Raw genomic sequence first — 17276 nt, 5'->3', positions numbered from 1 at the left:
GACATGGAACGGATCAAGAGCCTCTTCATCATCAAGACCAAGTTCGAGGCGTTCCTGGTCATCTACGCGCTGGCGCTGGGCGCGGCCGAGCGCGGTCATGTCTATATGCAGCAATATCCCGGCACAGGCGGCCATCTGTTGGCGCTCGCCTGTTCGGGTGCGGTCTTCATGGCAGGCGGCAAGATACTCGACGCGCTGGATTATCAGCGCGGCCTGTGACCACCGTCTGTAACTGCCACCTTCTTCCATAACGGATCGAACTGAACGATCCGATCGTCGCAGTCTCGCTTATCCTGCCCGCCATCCATGGCAAGGGAGGGACAGAGACATGCTCGATGATCGTCGCAGGCGCAGCGTGCCCGCAGCCGAACTGGTGCGCAACTTCGCCCATTGGCGGGAGGTCGGATCGCGCGAGCCGGTGATGGTCACGCATCATGGCCGCGAAACCCATGTCTTCATGGGGCTGGACCGGTTCCAGACGATGGCGCTGGGGGACGAAGACGCGCCAGCGCCCGACCGCACCTTCGAGTTGGCGGCGCGCATCCATCAGGGGCTGGTCCTATGCGGCCCTGACCTCAACATCGATTATGTGAACGGCGTCGCGCTGGCCATGGCCAAGCGCTGGGACCGGCATCTGGAGGGACATTCGCTATGGGATGCCTTCCCCGAATTGGCCGGCACCTTGACGGAGGCGCATATCCGCCACAGCCTGTCCTCCGGCGAGGCCAGCGCAGCCGATATCCCCTCGCCCTTCCGCGATGACGTCTGGCTGCATGTCCAGACCTTTCCCTTTGCCGGCGGCGTGGCGCTGCTGCTGCGGGACATTACCGCCGACATGCAGCGCCACCGGCTGGCCGACGTCAAATCGGCGATCCTCAAGGCGATGGGGGTGCATGGCGGCGTGGGCTATGTCCGCGTGTCGATGCGCGGCTTCATCGATGTGGTGAACGACAGCTTCTGCGCCATGGTGGGCCTCAGCGCCGATCGGCTGGCCGATGTGCCGGTCGCCGATCTGGTCGAACTGCCCGCCCGTCCGCTTTTCCGCGAGCGGCTGGAGCGGGTATTGCGCGGTGAAGGCGACATGCGCTTCGCGACGCAATTGCTGACCAATGAGGGCGCCGTCGCGCCGGTCGATGCCGCCATCGCCCGCCTGCACGGCATTTACGGCACGGAAGGCGCCGTGATCGTCGTCACCGCGCCCTGATTTGCCGATAACAGCGTCCATATCGGACGGAGTGCGCCGGTTCGACGCAAGCTTTGCGCGAAACTGCCCTTCCAGGCGCGATATGCAGCCGCCAGCCTGTGTAAAATCCATCAAACCCGGCGGGCGCTGGGCAAACCCGATCTTGAACAGCGCGTCCTATCATCGCTCTCATGACCTACGAAAGCATCCTTGCCCGACCGCGCCGGCTGCTGACCCGGCTCCTCCACCATCAGGCCGGCAGCAGCCTGATCGAGGCGGCCTTCGCCCTGCGGCTGCTGATGCTGCTGCTGATGGGCCTATTGGGCTATGGCAGCTGGTTCATGACCGCCCACAGCCTGCAACAGGCGGCCAATGACGCCGCCCGCGCTTCAGTCGCCGGACTGACCACGACCGAGCGCCGCACTCTTGTCGACCAGAGCATCCTTGCCGCCCGCGCGGCTTTCCCTGCACCTGCGGCTCAGACGATCGGCGTCAACACCGGTGAAAGCAGCGGCTATTACAGGGTCACATTGCGCTATAATCTGGCCAACGCCCCACTGTTCGCCGCCATCCCTGTGCCGCTACCCGGCAGCACGCTGGAACGCAGCGCAATCGTGCGGATCAGCAGCCAATGACCCGCCTTTGCCTCGCTCGGGCGCTGGCGCGCGATCGGCGCGGCGGCGTGACGCTAATCCTCGCCGGATCGCTTTTCATGCTGGCCGGTGCAGCAACCGTGGCCGTCGATCTCGGCTCCGTCTACCTCGCCCGGCGCCAGTTGCAGGGCGTGGCGGATGCCGCCGCCCTCGCCGCCGCGACAAGCGGGCGCAGCGCCGCAGAACAATTGATCGGCCAGAGCGGCGTCAGCGGCGTTACCCTCGCTACCCTCGACACCGGCAGCTATGCCGCCGATCCCGCCGTGCCAGTGGAGCAGCGTTTCCGCGCCAATGACCCCGCCGGCGGCGCGATGCGGGTCGAACTGCGCCGTCGCACGCCGCTCTTCTTCGGCCGGCTGTTGGTCGGGCGCGACGGCATAGACCTGAGCGCTCGCGCCACCGCCGCGCGCTCCGATGCCGCTGCCTTCTCCCTCGGCACCGGTCTTGCATCGCTGAGCGGCGGCTTGCCCAACATGCTGTTGTCCAATCTGGCAGGGACAGAACTCAACCTGTCGGTGATGGACTATAATGGTCTGGTCAGCGCCAATCTCGACCTGTTGGGCGTTGCTGATGCCCTGCGTGTGCGGACCGGGCGAGACGACGAAGCCTATGGCGCGCTGTTCGACCGGGAAATCCCTCTTTCCGACCTGCTGGGCGCGATGGCCGACAATGCCGGCAATAGCGCCGCCGCCCACACGCTGCTGGCACTGGCGAGCCGCATACCCGGCCGGTCCGTGCGGCTGAGCGACATCATCGATCTTGGGCCGATGCGCGGCGCCGCCAGCGCCAGCGGCCAGCCCAATATCTTGGTGGATGCCTTTTCGATGCTGCGCATGGTACTCAGCCCGCCATCGGGCACCAGCATCCCCATGGACCTGCGCGTCGCCGTGCCGGGCCTTACCAGCACACGGCTGATGCTGGTAACGGGTGAAGGCCAGGCCCGCTCCCCGCTGATCAGCGTTACCGCCAAGCGCGATGTGGTCCTGCGTACCGCCCAGACGCGTATCTATCTGGAAAGCACGGTCGCCACCGCCCTGTCGGGCATCGCATCGGTGCGCATCCCCCTCTATATCGAACTGGCCGCGGCCGAAGCACGCCTGTCCGACATCCAGTGCGGCGACAATGGCGGCGTCACGCTGGCGGTCACGCCGTCGGTCGGTTCTGTGGCACTGGGCGATATAGACTTGAACGCGCTCACCAACTTCTCCGTCCCGGCCAATCCGCGTGCTGCACTGCTGGCGCAAGCGCTGGGCACACGGGTCACCGGCTATGCCCATATCGGCCTGGGCGGCACGCAGACCCATAATGTCCATTTCTCGCCCGCCGAAATCAGCGCGCAGCAAGCCAAGACCGTCAGCACGCAGGATCTGACCCAGGGCATCGCCGCCAGCCTGACGGGGCAGACGCAGGTTCAGGTGTCGCTGCTGGGCCTGACCGTCAGCAACAGCCCGCTCAGCCCGCTGGTCGGCACCGTGCTGGGCACCACCGCGCCTTTGCTGGACGGCATCATCAACAGCGTCACCGCCACGCTGGGCGTCCGGGTGGGATCGGCGGAGGTGCGCGTGCATCAGCGCCGCTGCGGCATGGCGGCCGTCGTCGCCTGATCCTCTTGCTATCGCGCCGCTCCGCCTTCAGGAGCAATCTATGGGCGCTATCATGTTGCAGGGAACCGGATCGGACGTCGGCAAATCGGTGCTGGTGGCGGGGCTATGCCGCGCGCTGCTGCGCCGGGGCTATAGTGTCCGCCCGTTCAAGCCGCAGAATATGTCGAACAACGCCGCCGTCACCAGCGACGGGGGCGAGATCGGCCGAGCGCAGGCCTTGCAGGCCATCGCCTGCGGCGTGACGCCGCATACAGACATGAACCCGGTGCTACTGAAACCGCAAGCCGATCGCACGTCGCAATTGATCGTCCATGGGCAGGTGCGCGGCGCGCTGGGCTCCGGCAATTTCCGCAGCGCGCGCGGTGAACTGCTGGGCGCCGTGCTGGAAAGCTACGAGCGGCTTCGCGCTCAGTGCGACATCGTTGTGGTCGAAGGTGCAGGATCGCCCGCCGAAATCAATCTGCGCGGCGGCGACATCGCCAATATGGGCTTTGCCCGCGCTGCCGGCGTCCCCGTCATTCTGGTCGGTGATATCGACCGGGGCGGCGTGATCGCGGCGGTAGTCGGCACCCGCACGGTGATCGACCCGGACGACGCCGCGATGATCCGGGGCTTCCTGATCAACAAGTTTCGCGGCGATCCGGCCCTGTTCGAGGATGGTTATCGCCAGATCGAAACCCTGTCGGGCTGGCGCGGCTTTGGCGTGGTGCCATGGCTGAGTGCCGTCGCCCGCCTGCCGAGCGAGGATGCAGTCATATTGGAACGGCGCAGTTTCTCCGCCGCCGCGCCGCTCGTCGTCGCCTGCCCGGTCCTGCCGCGCATTTCCAATTTCGACGATCTCGATCCGCTGAAACTGGAGCCGGGCATCGACCTGCGCATGATCGGCCCCGGCCAGCCCCTGCCCGGTGACGCCGCGCTGGTGATCCTGCCGGGATCGAAAGCAACGATCGCCGATATGCACGCGCTGGTGGCACAAGGATGGGATATCGACATTCGTGCCCATCACCGGCGCGGTGGCGCCGTGCTGGGCCTGTGTGGTGGCTATCAGATGCTGGGGCGGACCATCGCCGACCCGGACGGGCTGGAGGGACCGGCGGGATCGGTCGCGGGCCTGGGCCTGCTCGACATCGAAACCCGCCTGACAGCGGGCAAGACGCTGGAACAGGTGCGGGGTTGCGCGCTGGACGCCGCTTTCAGCGGCTATGAAATGCACTTGGGCGTCACGACCGGTCCAGATTGCGAACGCCCCTTCGCGCTGCTGGATGGCACACGACCGGATGGCGCGATCAGTCGGGATGGCCGGGTAATGGGCAGCTATGTCCACGGTCTGCTGGGCAGCACCGCCCTGCGCGATGCCTTGCTGCGGCGGTTGGGTAGCGAATCGTCGGGGGCAGACTATGACCGGTCGGTCGAGGACGCACTGGACGAGATTGCCGCGCTGCTCGAAACGCATGTCGATATCGACGCGATGATCGCGCTGGCAATGGCGTGAGAGCAAAGAAAAAGGCGGCTCTCGCCGCCTGATCTTTCATCCCTCCAAAGGGAGAATGGTGCACCCGGAACGATTCGAACGTCCGACCCTCAGATTCGTAGTCTGATGCTCTATCCAGCTGAGCTACGGGTGCACTTTTCTCTGCAAAGGCAAAGGCTTGAAGCCCTGACCTATCAAGATGTTTCCAATGGTGCACCCGGAACGATTCGAACGTCCGACCCTCAGATTCGTAGTCTGATGCTCTATCCAGCTGAGCTACGGGTGCGTTGGAGAGGCGCAGATAGAAGCGCTTAGCAGATTGGGCAAGCCCCTTTTTTCCCTTTCTTGCACTTTTATGGCCCGGCAACTTTTAACCCCCGTTTTTCGTTGATGCGGTCAGGAGGATTCGATGATGAGCTTCAATCTGAACGAGGCGGCGCTGCTGCTGATTGCACTGGTGATCGGCTGGCTGCTGGGCCTGATGATGAGCGGTCGCGGCAAATATCGCCGGCTGTGGCGTGACGAGCAGATTGCCCATCGGCAGGCGATCAAGGATCGTGATGCACGCATCGAGGCGTCCAATGCCCGCATTGCGGAGCTGGAGCGACAGTCGGCCGGCCCGATCGGCGCGGGCACGGCGACAGCGGTTGCGGGCGCGGTACATGGCCGCGACGATCTGAGCCGCATCAGCGGCGTCAGCCAGACGCAGGAGGTCGCCCTGAACGAGGCCGGCTATCATCGTTACAGCCAGATCGCCGCACTCAATGCCGAGCAGGAAGCCACGCTGGAGGCTCGGCTGGGCCTGAAGCCTGGCACCATCACCCATGAGGATTGGCGCAAGCAGGCCGATGATCTGGCGCATGGCCGCAAGCGCGGCCTGTTCGGCTAATACGCATAGCCACAACGAAAAAGGGCGGGGTTTGATGCCCCGCCCTTTTCATATCATTTCTTCGCGAGCGCGGCCTGCGCCGCCGCCAGTCGGGCGATCGGCACGCGGTAGGGCGATGCCGAGACATAATCGAGGCCGGTCTGCTCGCAGAAGGCGATCGAGGCCGGGTCGCCACCATGCTCGCCGCAAATGCCGAGCTTGATGCCCGGACGGGTCTTGCGACCCCGTTCCGCCGCCAGTTCGATCAGTTCGCCCACGCCTTCAACGTCAATGCTGACGAAGGGATCGCGGGCGAAGATGCCCTTGTCCACATATTGCGTCAGGAAACGGCCGGCATCGTCGCGACTGATGCCGATCGTCGTCTGCGTCAGGTCGTTGGTGCCGAAGGAGAAAAATTCGCCGACTTCGGCGATCTCGCCAGCCTTTAGCGCCGCGCGCGGCAGTTCGATCATGGTGCCGACCAGATAATCGACGCTGCTGCCCTGCTCCTCGAACACTTCGGCCGCGACGCGATCGACGATCGCCTTCATTAGCTCCAGTTCCTTGCGGGTAGCGACCAGCGGGATCATGACTTCGGGGATCGGCGCGTCGCCCGAACGCTGCTTGACGATCAGGGCCGCTTCGAAGATCGCGCGAGCCTGCATCTCGTAGATTTCGGGATAGGTGACGCCAAGGCGGCAGCCGCGATGACCCAGCATCGGGTTGAATTCATGCAGTTCCGACGCCCGGCGCTTGAGCGTGTCAACGCTGACGCCGGCGGCCTTCGCCACTTCCTCGAACTCCGCTTCGCCATGCGGCAGGAATTCGTGCAGCGGCGGATCGAGCAGGCGGATGGTCACGGGCAGGCCGGCCATCACCATGAATATCTGGGCGAAATCGTCCCGCTGTTCGGGCAGCAGCTTGTCGAGCGCGATACGGCGGCCCTTCTCGCTGTCGGCCAGGATCATTTCACGCACGGCAGTGATGCGCGCCGCGTCGAAGAACATATGTTCGGTGCGGCACAGGCCCACACCTTCCGCGCCGAATTCGCGCGCGACCTTGCAGTCCTGCGGCGTTTCGGCGTTGGCGCGCACCTTCAGGCGACGAACCTTGTCGGCCCACACCATCAGCGTGCCGAAATCGCCGGCCAGTTCGGGCTGCACGGTCGGCACTTCGCCGGCCATGACTTCGCCGGTCGACCCGTCGATGGTCAGGATATCCCCTTCCTTCAACTCGCGGCCACCGATCTTCAATACTTTGTTGGCATTGTCGATCGACAGGCCACCCGCGCCGGACACGCAGGGGCGACCCATGCCGCGCGCCACAACGGCGGCGTGGCTGGTCATGCCGCCACGCGCGGTCAGGATGCCCTTGGCCGCGTGCATGCCGTGAATATCTTCAGGGCTGGTTTCGACGCGGACCAGGATGACCGCATCACCCAGTTCGTTGCGACGCTCGGCCGTGTCGGCGTCGAACACGATCAGGCCCGATGCAGCACCCGGCGAGGCCGGCAGGCCCTTGGTCAGCACATCGCGCGGCGCGCTGGGGTCCAGCGTCGGGTGGAGAAGCTGGTCGAGCGCGGCGGGATCGACGCGGGCAACGGCCTCTTCCTCGGTGATCAGCCCTTCGCTCGCCATGTCCACGGCCATCTTCAGCGCGGCCTTGGCGGTGCGCTTGCCCGAACGGGTTTGCAGCATCCACAGCTTGCCCTGCTGCACCGTGAATTCGATGTCCTGCATGTCGCGATAATGGGTTTCTAGGATTTCGAAGACCCCTGCCAGTTCGGCATAGGTTTCCGGCATCGCCTCTTCCATCGACAGCGGCTTGGCCCCGGCCCGCTCGCGCGCCGCCTTGGTCAGATATTGCGGCGTGCGGATGCCGGCGACGACGTCCTCACCCTGCGCATTGATCAGATATTCGCCATAATAGGCATTCTCGCCGGTCGACGGATCGCGCGTGAAGGCAACGCCGGTGGCCGACGTTTCGCCCATATTGCCGAACACCATCGCCTGTACGTTGACGGCGGTGCCCCATTCGCCGGGGATATTGTTCAGGCGGCGATAGACCTTCGCGCGCTCCGACTGCCACGATCCGAACACGGCCGAGATCGCGCCCCACAGCTGGTCATGCACATCCTGCGGGAAAGGCTTGTTCCACAGCTTTGCAACAAGCGCCTTATATTCGGCGACCAGCGCCTTCCAGTCGTCGGCCGTCAGCTCGGTATCGAGCGTATAGCCATTATCTTCCTTTGCGATTTCGAGCGCTTCCTCGAACGCGCCATGATCCAGTTCCAGCACAACGTCCGAATACATCTGGATGAAGCGGCGATAGCTGTCCCAGGCAAACCGCTCGTCACCTGACGTCGCGGCCAGCCCGACCACGGTTTCGTCGTTCAGGCCGAGGTTCAGGACGGTGTCCATCATACCCGGCATCGACGCGCGGGCGCCCGAACGGACCGACACCAGCAGCGGATCGGCAGCATTGCCGAACGTCTTGCCGGTGATGCCCTCGATATGGGCGATGCCGTTCGCGACTTCGGCGTTCAGGCTTTCGGGATATTTGCCGCCATCGACATAATAGCGGGTGCACATTTCCGTGGTGATGGTGAAGCCCGGCGGCACCGGCAGGCCGATCGCGGCCATGCCGTCCAGATTGGCGCCCTTGCCACCCAGCAAGTTGCGATCACCCTGCCCACCATCATCGACGCCGCCGCCGAAACGATAGACATAGCGCGTCGCGGTGCTGTTCATGATGGCCTCTTCCGTCGTAACCATGGTACCGGCTCTCCCTGCACTGATTGCCGTGTTGTGCGATGCAATAATAATGTCGCAAATAGCGACCTATGATAGAATAGAATAGGAAATAACGCGCTTAACTTCGCATATTTCCCACTCGTTTCGGAATTTAATTTCCTTATCCCGTAATTTTCGAAAAGTCCGCGACGTTGTGCACCGCAGCACGCACCCGCGCCAGCAGCGCGAGACGAGTCGTGCGCTTCGCCGGATCGGCGTCGTTGACCGTGACAGTTTCAAAGAAGGCATCGATCGGCGTGCGGAGCGTCGCGAGCGCGGCCATGGCACCCTCGAAATCCTCGGCCGCGACCGCCTGCGCCGCCCGCGGTTCCGCCGCATCGAGCGCGGCAAGCAGGTCGGCTTCGGCCTGTTCGGGCGTGTAGGACAGCGAAATCGCTTCGACGGTTTCGACGCCTTCCTTCTTGAGGATATTGGCGGCACGCTTGTACCCGGCGAGCAGGTTAGCGCCGTCATCGGTCGCGACGAAGGACTGAAGCGCCTTCACGCGGGCGAGCAGGCGGACGAGGTCGTCCTCGCCACCGAGCGCAAACACCGCGTCAATCAGGTCGTGCCGAACGCCGGCTTCCTTCTGCTGGACCTTGAGACGGTCGCCCGCGAAAGAAATAGACGCTGGGATGACTGACTTAACATCATCCCAATCTGCAAACCATTTATGCCACCCAGCATAACTCCGGAACATCGCTCCCAAGCGTCGCTCTTGATTGAATCTATTTTCTGCATCATCCGCAGCCGTGGGCATTTCTGGCAATGAGGCCAGATATGTCTCTTTAGCGGTTTCGTACATGCGATCTAATGCTTCAAAAGCGGCTCGGTCTTTTTTCAAACCCAAGTAAAGATACGCGTCGAGTTCTTCGGTTAGGCCTGGGATGTCCATCCCCATGGCTTTAACAAATTGCTCATGATAAATGACACCAAGCGCTTCAAAAACTTGCACGAAGCGCAGACGAAGTCCGTTGTCAAAAATTATTGCCAGAATACCAAGCGCTTGCCGACGAAGAGCAAATGGATCGCGTGATCCTGTCGGCCCTTCTTCAATACTAAAGAAGGCAAACAAACTATCCAGCTTATCCGCCAAACTCACCGCCACCGTAACCGGCGCCGTCGGCACATCATCGCCCTGCCCGACAGGCTTGTAATGGTCGCGGATCGCGTCGGCCACCGCATCGGGCAGGCCTTCGGCGCGGGCATAATAGCCGCCCATCACGCCCTGCAATTCGGGGAATTCGCCGACCATTTCGGTGACGAGGTCGGCCTTGGCCAGACGGGCGGCCTGTTCGGCGAAGTCGGCCAACTCTTTCTTCGTCATGCCAGCGAAGGCTGGCATCTCACTGCCTTGAGCGCCGGAAGAAGGAAGAGAGATCCCAGCTTTCGCTGGGATGACGGGATTAGAGGTAACGATCCCCTCTTCCACCAGCCAGCGGGCCAGCTTGGCCACCCGCTCCACCTTGTCCGCAACCGTGCCCAGCTTCTCGTGGAAAGTGATGCGCGTCAGCTTCTTCGCCTGCTCGGCCAGCGGCGTCTTGCGATCCTGCTCCCAGAAGAAGCGGGCGTCGCTCAGGCGCGCGGCCAGCACCTTGCGGTTGCCGGCGATGATCGCCGCGCCGCCATCCTTCGCCTCGATATTGGCCGTGCAGATAAAGGCCGGCGCCAGCTTGCCTGCCGCGTCACGCAGCACGAAATATTTCTGGTTGATCCGCAGGGTTAGCTGAATGACTTCAGGCGGCACCTCAAGGAAGGCCGGGTCGAAATCGCCCAGCAGCGGCACCGGCCATTCCGTCAGCCCCGCATTTTCCGCGATCAGGCCCTTATCCTCGATCACGCTGTAACCGTGCGCGGCGGCGGCCTCGTCGGCCTTCGCCGCGATGATCGCCTGCCGCTCCTGATGGCTGGCGATCACATGACAAGCGCGCAGCTTCTCGACATAGTCATGCGCGCCGCCGATGGTGATTTCGCCCACATGGTGGAAGCGATGGCCGAGCGTAGCATAGCCGGACCGCACGCCCTCAATCTCGATATCGACCAGCTCTTCGCCCAGGATCGCGACGATGCCCTTGAGCGGGCGGACCCAGCGCAGGCTTTCGGTCGTCTGGCTGGCCGCGCCCCAGCGCATCGACTTGGGCCATGGGAAAGCGCGGATGACGGCGGGCACGGCTTCGGCCAGCACATCGGCGGTCGCGCGGCCGGGCTTGTTCACCACGGCGAACCACACGCCGTCGCGATCTTCCAACTGGTCCTGCGTCAGGCCGGTCTTGCGCAGGAAGCCGTCCAGCGCCTGTGCCGGGGCGCTGGTGCGCGGGCCTTTAAATTCTTCGCTGACTGCGGCGGTTTCCAGCGGCAGGTCGCGCGCGATCAGCGCCAGACGGCGCGGCGTCACGAAACTGTCGATCGACGCGGGCTTCAGGCCGGCCTTGGCCAGTTCTTCGGCAAAGAGGCGGGCGAGGTCGTCGGAGGCCTTCAACTGCATCCGCGCCGGAATTTCTTCGCAGCGAATTTCAAGGAGGAAGTCAGTCATGGGTCAATACCATAATCCGTTCGCCCTGAGCCTGTCGAAGGGCGCGAGAGGAGGAAGCGTTGCGTGCGTGCTTCGACAAGCTCAGCACGAACGGAGATGGGGGCAGGACGGATTGTGCGGTCACGCGGCCCACCCGTTCACTTCCATCCACTTTTCGCAACTGCCCTTCGCCATGTCGCGCACCTGGCCCATATAGCTGGCGCGCTCCTGCACGGAGATCACCCCGCGCGCCTGAAGCAGGTTGAAGGTGTGACTGGCCTTGATCGCCTGTTCGAACGCGGCCAGCGGCACGCCATTTTCGATGCACTGGTCATATTCCGCGCGGCAATCCTTGAACCAGCGGAACAGCTTCTCCGTGTCGGCGACCTCGAAATTCCATTTCGACATCTGCCGCTCATTTTCGAGGAACACCTCGCCATAGGTGACGCCGGCATCGTTGAATTTCAGGTCATAGACGCTGTCGACGCCCTGAATATACATAGCGAGCCGTTCGAGGCCGTAGGTCAGTTCGCCCGCGACCGGCTTGCAATCATAGCCGCCCATCTGCTGGAAATAGGTGAACTGGGTGACTTCCATGCCGTCGCACCACACTTCCCAGCCCAGCCCCCAGGCGCCCAAGGTCGGACTTTCCCAGTCATCCTCGACGAAGCGGATGTCATGGACCAGCGGGTCGATGCCGATTTCCACCAGCGACCCCAGATAGAGTTCCTGAAGGTTCGCCGGCGACGGCTTCATGATCACCTGATACTGGTAATAATACTGGAGCCGGTTGGGATTTTCGCCATAGCGACCGTCGGTCGGGCGGCGGCTGGGCTGCACATAGGCGGCGTTCCAGGCGTTCGGCCCCAGCGCGCGCAGCGTGGTCGCGGGGTGGAATGTGCCCGCGCCGACTTCCATGTCGAGCGGCTGGAGAATGACGCAGCCCTGCTTCCCCCAATAGGCATGCAGGGTCAGGATCAGGTCCTGGAAGGAAAGCACTTTGCCTTCGGCCACGGATAGTCCTCAAAAATTGCTCTATAGAATGTCGCGCGCCTTGGCGCATGGCATGCTTATGGTCAAGGGAAAGCGGCGGGAAACAGGGTTAAGCGGCTTGCCCTGACGCCGCACGCTCCCCATTGAAGGAGGCATGAAGATGCTCCCCACCCTGTTCCGGGCGCTGAGCGCGGCGCTGCTGATGATCGGCGGCGTCGCGCAGGCTCGCACGGCCGACACCGCCACCCCTGCCCTGTGGCAGGTGAAGGACGCCGACACGACCATCTATCTGTTCGGCACCGTCCATGTGATGAAGCCGGATATCGACTGGTTCCATGGCGACATAAAGCGCGCCTTCGACCGGTCGGACACGCTGGTGCTGGAGATTATCGAGCCGGACGATCCCAACGCCATTGCAGGGACCATGGCCACGCTGGCGCTGGCGAAGGACGGGGTGAAACTGTCCGACCGGCTGACGCCGGAAGCACGGACAAAATATCAGGCCGCGATGGCGGCGAACAGCCTGCCCTGGCAGACGTTCGACATGTTCAATCCGTGGATGAGCGGCATGGCCCTGTCGGTCGCGCCGCTGGAGAAGCTCGGCTACAAGAATGACCTGGGCGCGGAGAAGATCCTGCGCAGCGCCGCCACCGGCGCAGGCAAGAAGGTCGAAGCGCTGGAGACGGTGGAGCAGCAGGTGGGCTTCTTCGCCGGCCTGTCGATGGAACAGCAATTGCAGTTCCTGAACGCCACGGTCGACGGCCTGCCCGACATGGAAAAGGAATTTGGCGACCTGCTGCGCTACTGGCAGGCGGGACAACCGGACAAGCTGGCCGCGTCCATGAACGAATCGCTGGAGGCGACACCGGAACTGGCGCAGGTGCTGCTCACTGGCCGCAACGCCAATTGGGCCAAGTGGATCAAGGCGCGCCTCGGCCAGCCGGGTACCGTGTTCGTCGCGGTCGGCGCTGGCCATCTGGCCGGCAGGGGCAGCGTGCAGGACCAGCTCAAGGCGCTGGGCGTCCAAACCAAACGCCTGAAGGAGGTCAAGCCATGAAGTCTATCCTGACCCGCCTGCTGGCGCTGTTCGCGCTGACGCTGGTCGCGGCCTGCGGGCAGGACAGCAAGCCCATGGCCAAGGTCGAGGGCGGCCCGGCCCTTTGGCAGGTGCAGCGCGGCGGCTTCAACGGCTGGCTGTTCGGCACCATCCATGTCCTCCCCAGGGGCGTGACGTGGGAGACGCCCGCGATCAAGGAGGCCATGGGCGCATCCGACCGGTTGGTCCTGGAAGCCGCCGACTTGCAGGACGAGCAGAAGACGCTGGCCCTGTTCGAGAAGATGGGCCGCAGCCCCAACCTGCCGCCGCTGGAAAAGCGCGTGCCTGATGGCGAGCAGGCTGCGCTGGGCAAGGCGCTGACCGATGGCGGCACCAGCAGCCAGTTGCTGTCCGGCTATGAAAGCTGGGCCGCCGCGATGCTGCTGTCCGCCGCCAGCCAGCAGGATCTGGGCGTCAGCCAGAGTGACGGCGTCGAGCCGGTGCTGATCGCCACCTACAAGAAGGCTGGCAAGCCGATCGGCGGGCTGGAGACGGTGGAGCGCCAATTCGCAGCCTTCGACACGCTGCCCGAAACCGCGCAATCGGCGCTGCTGGTGCAGACCATCCATGAAGCCAAGGGGATGAAGGCGCTCTATGACCGTATCCTCACCGCCTGGTCGAAGGGCGACATGGAAGCGATCGCCAAGGAAGACCAGAATGGCGAGCAGCCTGACCCGATGGTCGAGGAAGCCGTGCTGGTGCAGCGCAACCGCGACTGGGTGAAGGCGATCGAGCCGATGCAGGGCCGCCCCTTCATCGCCGTGGGCGCAGGCCATCTGACCGGACGTGAAAATCTGATCGAACTGCTCAAGGCCAAGGGCTTCACGATCACGCGGGTGCAATAACTCGATCCGTCATCCCAGCGAAGGCTGGGATGACACTTCTCTTGCAGCCCCGATTAAAGGCAGAGAGATGCCAGCCTACGCTGGCATGACGAAATAGCGATTGCCATGCCCACCCCTTGCCTTTCCGCCATTTCCTGCTAAAGGGCCGCCTTCCCGCGATGGTCATCCCTGGAGGCGTGGCGGGAAAGTACATCAATTTTGCTTTTGGAGACACGCAATGAGCGAGCAGCTTACGCTGTCGGCCGAGGCACGCGATCGGGCAGGCAAGGGAGCCTCCCGCGCTCTCCGCCGTGAGGGCCGCGTACCCGCCGTCATCTATGGAATGAACGAAGAACCCCTGTCGATCCATGTCGAGGAAAAGCTCCTCAACAAGCAGCTCGGCACCGGCCACTTCTTCAATTCGGTCATCATGGTCGAAGTCGGCGGCAAGACCGTCCGTACCCTCGCCAAGGACGTGGCCTTCCACCCCGTCACCGACCGTCCGCTGCACGCCGATTTCCTGCGCGTTTCGGAACATGCCACCGTTCACGTCCATGTGCCGGTGCGCTTCGCGAACGAAGACGCTTCGCCGGGCCTGAAGAAGGGTGGCGTGCTGAACATCGTGGCGCATGACATCGAACTGGTCGTCGACGCCGCCAACATTCCTGACGAGGTCGTTGTCGACCTGACCGGTCTGGAAGTCGGCGAATCGCTGCACATCAGCGCCGTGACCCTGCCCAAGGGCACCAAGGCCCTGCATGCCGACACCGACTTCAGCATCGCGACCGTCGTCGCCCCCTCGGCTCTCAAGAGCGCCGAAGGTGAAGCTGACGCCGAAGCTGCTGCCGAAGGCGAATAAGCCTTTCCCAGCTTTAAGCTATTTGCGAAATCCCGTTCGAGCCATGCTCGGGCGGGGTTTTGCTTTTCTGGAGGATTTCGATGCAGATCTGGGCGGGCCTGGGCAATCCGGGGCAGCAATATGCGATGCACCGGCACAATGTCGGCTTCATGATCGCGGACCTGATCGCGGATATGTATCGCTTCTCCCCTCCGAAAAAGCAGTTTCAGGGCTGGGTGCAGGAAGGCCGGATCGGCACGGAGAAGGTCATCCTGCTGAAGCCCGCCACCTTCATGAACGAAAGCGGCCGCTCGGTCGGCGAGGCGATGCGCTTTTACAAGCTGACGCCGCAGGATGTGACGGTCTTCCACGACGAACTCGACCTCGCGCCGATGAAGGTGAAGGTGAAGCGCGGCGGCGGCAATGCCGGGCATAATGGCCTGCGCTCGACCGACGCGCATATCGGCAATGATTTTCGCCGGGTCCGCATCGGCATCGGCCATCCTGGGCATAAGGACAAGGTCCATGGCTATGTGCTGGGCAATTATCACAAGAGCGAGATGGACGCGCTGGCCGACATGCTGGGCGCGATCGGCGCGGAGGCCGAATGGCTGGCGAAGGATGACGACGTCCGCTTCATGAACGAGATTGCCCGTCGTCTGGCGGATTGAACCTAAAAACCATTAACCCGTTTGCGCAGTGCAACATTGCCGGGCCATAAGACGCCGGGCGCATAACGCTTTCAGGGGATTTTGGGTGATTCAGACCGTTTCCACGACACCATTCAACGACCAGAAGCCCGGCACGTCCGGCCTGCGCAAGAAGGTCCGCGTTTTCCAGCAGCCCCATTATGCGGAAAATTTTGTCCAGTCGGTGTTCGACAGCCTCAATGGCTATGCAGGTGAAACTCTGGTTGTGGGCGGCGATGGCCGTTACCTGAACCGCGAAGTCATCCAGATCGTCATCAAGATGGCAGCCGCCAACGGCTTTGGCCGTGTCCTCGTCGGTCAGGGCGGCATCCTCTCCACCCCCGCCGCCTCGCACCTCATACGCTCGTCGGGCGCATTCGGCGGGCTCGTCCTGTCGGCCAGCCACAATCCCGGCGGCCCGGACGAAGATTTCGGCATCAAATATAATATCGGCAATGGCGGCCCGGCCCCGGAAAAGGTGACCGACGCCATTGCCGCCCGATCGCTGGTCATCGACAGCTACAAGATCCTCGACGCTGCCGATGTGGACATCGACGCGATCGGCACCAGCCAGCTGGGCGACATGAGCGTCGAGGTGGTCGATCCGGTCGCCGCCTATGCCGACCTGATGGAAAGCCTGTTCGATTTCGCGGCCATTCGTGCGCAGATCGCCGGCGGCTTCACCCTCGCTTTCGACAGCATGAGCGCAGTCACCGGCCCATACGCCGTGGAGATTTTCGAGCATCGCCTCGGCGCGCCTGCGGGCACGGTGATGAACGGCACCCCCCTGCCCGATTTCGGCCATCACCATCCCGACCCCAATCTGGTCCACGCAAAAGAGCTGTACGACCGGATGATGGCCCCGGACGCGCCCGATTTCGGTGCGGCGTCGGATGGCGACGGCGACCGCAACCTCATCATCGGCCGGCACAGCTATGTGACGCCATCGGACTCGCTCGCAGTGCTGGCGGCCAATGCCCATCTGGCACCGGGCTACAAGGCTGGCCTCAAGGGTATCGCCCGCTCCATGCCGACCAGCGGCGCGGCCGACCGGGTCGCGGAAAAGCTGGACGTGCCGCTGTACGAAACGCCGACCGGCTGGAAATTCTTCGGCAACCTGCTCGACGCAGGCATGGCCACCATCTGTGGCGAGGAAAGCGCCGGCACCGGATCGGACCATGTCCGCGAAAAGGATGGCATCTGGGCGGTGCTACTATGGCTCAACATCCTCGCCGTGCGCCAGCAGAGCGTAGCTGCCATCATGACCGATCATTGGGCGGCCTATGGCCGCAATTATTATGCTCGCCATGATTATGAAGCCATCGCCAAGGACAAGGCCGACGCGCTGATGGCCGCGCTGCGCGACAGCCTGGCCACTCTGCCGGGTAGCAACAACAGCGGCGGCACAGTGAAGAGCGCCGACGATTTCGCCTATACCGATCCCACCGACCAGTCGGTCAGCAAAAATCAGGGCGTGCGTATATTGTTCGAGGATGGATCGCGCGTGGTGTTCCGCCTGTCGGGCACCGGCACGGAAGGGGCGACCCTGCGCGTCTATATCGAGCGCTATGTCGGGCCGGACGGCGATCTTGGCCTGGAGACGGGCGAGGCCCTCGCCCCGCTGATCGCCGCCGCGCAGGAAGTCGCCGACATCAGCGGCTACACCGGCATGGACAAGCCCAGCGTCATCACCTGATCCCGGCGGCAGTGCGCAAAGCAGGCTTGCGCTGGACACAAACTCACAGCCGGGAAA

Annotated in this window: 14 protein-coding genes and 2 tRNA genes; 11 read left to right on the top strand and 5 right to left on the bottom strand. The window is 63.5% G+C overall.

What is annotated here, in order from left to right:
* The first annotated feature begins 3 nt into the window (after window positions 1-3).
* The 5 genes from RQH62_RS15830 to RQH62_RS15810 all read left to right on the top strand — a co-directional run bounded on the left by RQH62_RS15830 (window position 4) and on the right by RQH62_RS15810 (window position 4932).
* Window positions 4-219: a hypothetical protein gene (locus RQH62_RS15830; protein WP_184264730.1), complete on the top strand. Its 216-nt coding sequence runs from the start codon at window positions 4-6 to the stop codon at window positions 217-219.
* 109 nt (window positions 220-328) lie between these two features.
* On the top strand, window positions 329-1204 hold the full coding sequence (locus RQH62_RS15825) for a PAS domain-containing protein (RefSeq protein ID WP_311269693.1): 876 nt from the start codon (window positions 329-331) through the stop codon (window positions 1202-1204).
* 170 nt (window positions 1205-1374) lie between these two features.
* The gene (locus RQH62_RS15820; RefSeq protein WP_311269692.1) at window positions 1375-1818 is read left to right on the top strand and encodes a TadE/TadG family type IV pilus assembly protein; all 444 of its coding nucleotides are present in this window, start codon (window positions 1375-1377) and stop codon (window positions 1816-1818) included.
* Window positions 1815-3440, top strand: a complete 1626-nt coding sequence (locus RQH62_RS15815) for a pilus assembly protein TadG-related protein (RefSeq protein WP_311269691.1) — start codon at window positions 1815-1817, stop codon at window positions 3438-3440. The genes RQH62_RS15820 and RQH62_RS15815 overlap by 4 nt, the downstream gene beginning before the upstream one ends.
* A gap of 40 nt (window positions 3441-3480) precedes the next feature.
* The gene (locus RQH62_RS15810) at window positions 3481-4932 is read left to right on the top strand and encodes a cobyric acid synthase (RefSeq protein ID WP_311269690.1); all 1452 of its coding nucleotides are present in this window, start codon (window positions 3481-3483) and stop codon (window positions 4930-4932) included.
* A 56-nt stretch (window positions 4933-4988) separates the two neighbouring features.
* Here RQH62_RS15810 and RQH62_RS15805 read toward each other — a convergent pair.
* Both RQH62_RS15805 and RQH62_RS15800 read right to left on the bottom strand, forming a co-directional pair.
* Window positions 4989-5065, bottom strand: a tRNA-Arg gene (locus tag RQH62_RS15805).
* Between the two features lie 55 nt (window positions 5066-5120).
* Window positions 5121-5197: transfer RNA gene (locus tag RQH62_RS15800), tRNA-Arg, on the bottom strand.
* Window positions 5198-5323: 126 nt separating this feature from the next.
* On the opposite strand from RQH62_RS15800, the gene RQH62_RS15795 reads away from it, so the two are divergent.
* A complete protein-coding gene (locus RQH62_RS15795; RefSeq protein ID WP_311269723.1) occupies window positions 5324-5800 on the top strand; it encodes a hypothetical protein in 477 nt (158 codons plus the stop codon).
* 53 nt (window positions 5801-5853) lie between these two features.
* Here the strand turns inward: RQH62_RS15795 and ppdK are convergent, their stop codons facing one another.
* The 3 genes from ppdK to RQH62_RS15780 form a co-directional block, all read right to left on the bottom strand.
* Window positions 5854-8553: a pyruvate, phosphate dikinase gene (gene ppdK / locus RQH62_RS15790; protein WP_311269689.1), complete on the bottom strand. Its 2700-nt coding sequence runs from the start codon at window positions 8551-8553 to the stop codon at window positions 5854-5856.
* Window positions 8554-8692: 139 nt separating this feature from the next.
* A complete protein-coding gene (gene glyS, locus RQH62_RS15785; RefSeq protein ID WP_311269688.1) occupies window positions 8693-11104 on the bottom strand; it encodes a glycine--tRNA ligase subunit beta in 2412 nt (803 codons plus the stop codon).
* Window positions 11105-11224: 120 nt separating this feature from the next.
* Window positions 11225-12097, bottom strand: coding sequence for a glycine--tRNA ligase subunit alpha (locus RQH62_RS15780; RefSeq protein WP_311269687.1), 873 nt, complete (start codon window positions 12095-12097; stop codon window positions 11225-11227).
* A 133-nt stretch (window positions 12098-12230) separates the two neighbouring features.
* Between RQH62_RS15780 and RQH62_RS15775 the strand changes: the two genes are divergently transcribed.
* The 5 genes from RQH62_RS15775 to RQH62_RS15755 all read left to right on the top strand — a co-directional run bounded on the left by RQH62_RS15775 (window position 12231) and on the right by RQH62_RS15755 (window position 17219).
* Window positions 12231-13133, top strand: coding sequence for a TraB/GumN family protein (locus tag RQH62_RS15775; protein WP_311269686.1), 903 nt, complete (start codon window positions 12231-12233; stop codon window positions 13131-13133).
* Entirely contained in the window at window positions 13130-14017 is an 888-nt protein-coding gene (locus RQH62_RS15770) for a TraB/GumN family protein (protein ID WP_311269685.1), read from the top strand. Before RQH62_RS15775 ends, RQH62_RS15770 begins: the two co-directional genes overlap by 4 nt.
* 217 nt (window positions 14018-14234) lie before the next feature.
* On the top strand, window positions 14235-14855 hold the full coding sequence (locus tag RQH62_RS15765) for a 50S ribosomal protein L25/general stress protein Ctc (RefSeq protein ID WP_311269684.1): 621 nt from the start codon (window positions 14235-14237) through the stop codon (window positions 14853-14855).
* 80 nt (window positions 14856-14935) lie between these two features.
* Complete coding sequence (pth, locus tag RQH62_RS15760; RefSeq protein ID WP_311269683.1) at window positions 14936-15505, top strand: aminoacyl-tRNA hydrolase; 570 nt, start codon at window positions 14936-14938, stop codon at window positions 15503-15505.
* Between the two features lie 85 nt (window positions 15506-15590).
* Window positions 15591-17219: an alpha-D-glucose phosphate-specific phosphoglucomutase gene (locus tag RQH62_RS15755; protein ID WP_311269682.1), complete on the top strand. Its 1629-nt coding sequence runs from the start codon at window positions 15591-15593 to the stop codon at window positions 17217-17219.
* The last annotated feature ends 57 nt before the right edge of the window (window positions 17220-17276 follow it).

The sequence above is a fragment of the Sphingobium sp. WCS2017Hpa-17 genome (assembly GCF_031843765.1).
GTDB lineage: Bacteria > Pseudomonadota > Alphaproteobacteria > Sphingomonadales > Sphingomonadaceae > Sphingobium.
The sequence above is the reverse complement of the archived record's forward strand: the minus strand, read 5'-3'. Positions and strand labels throughout refer to the sequence as shown.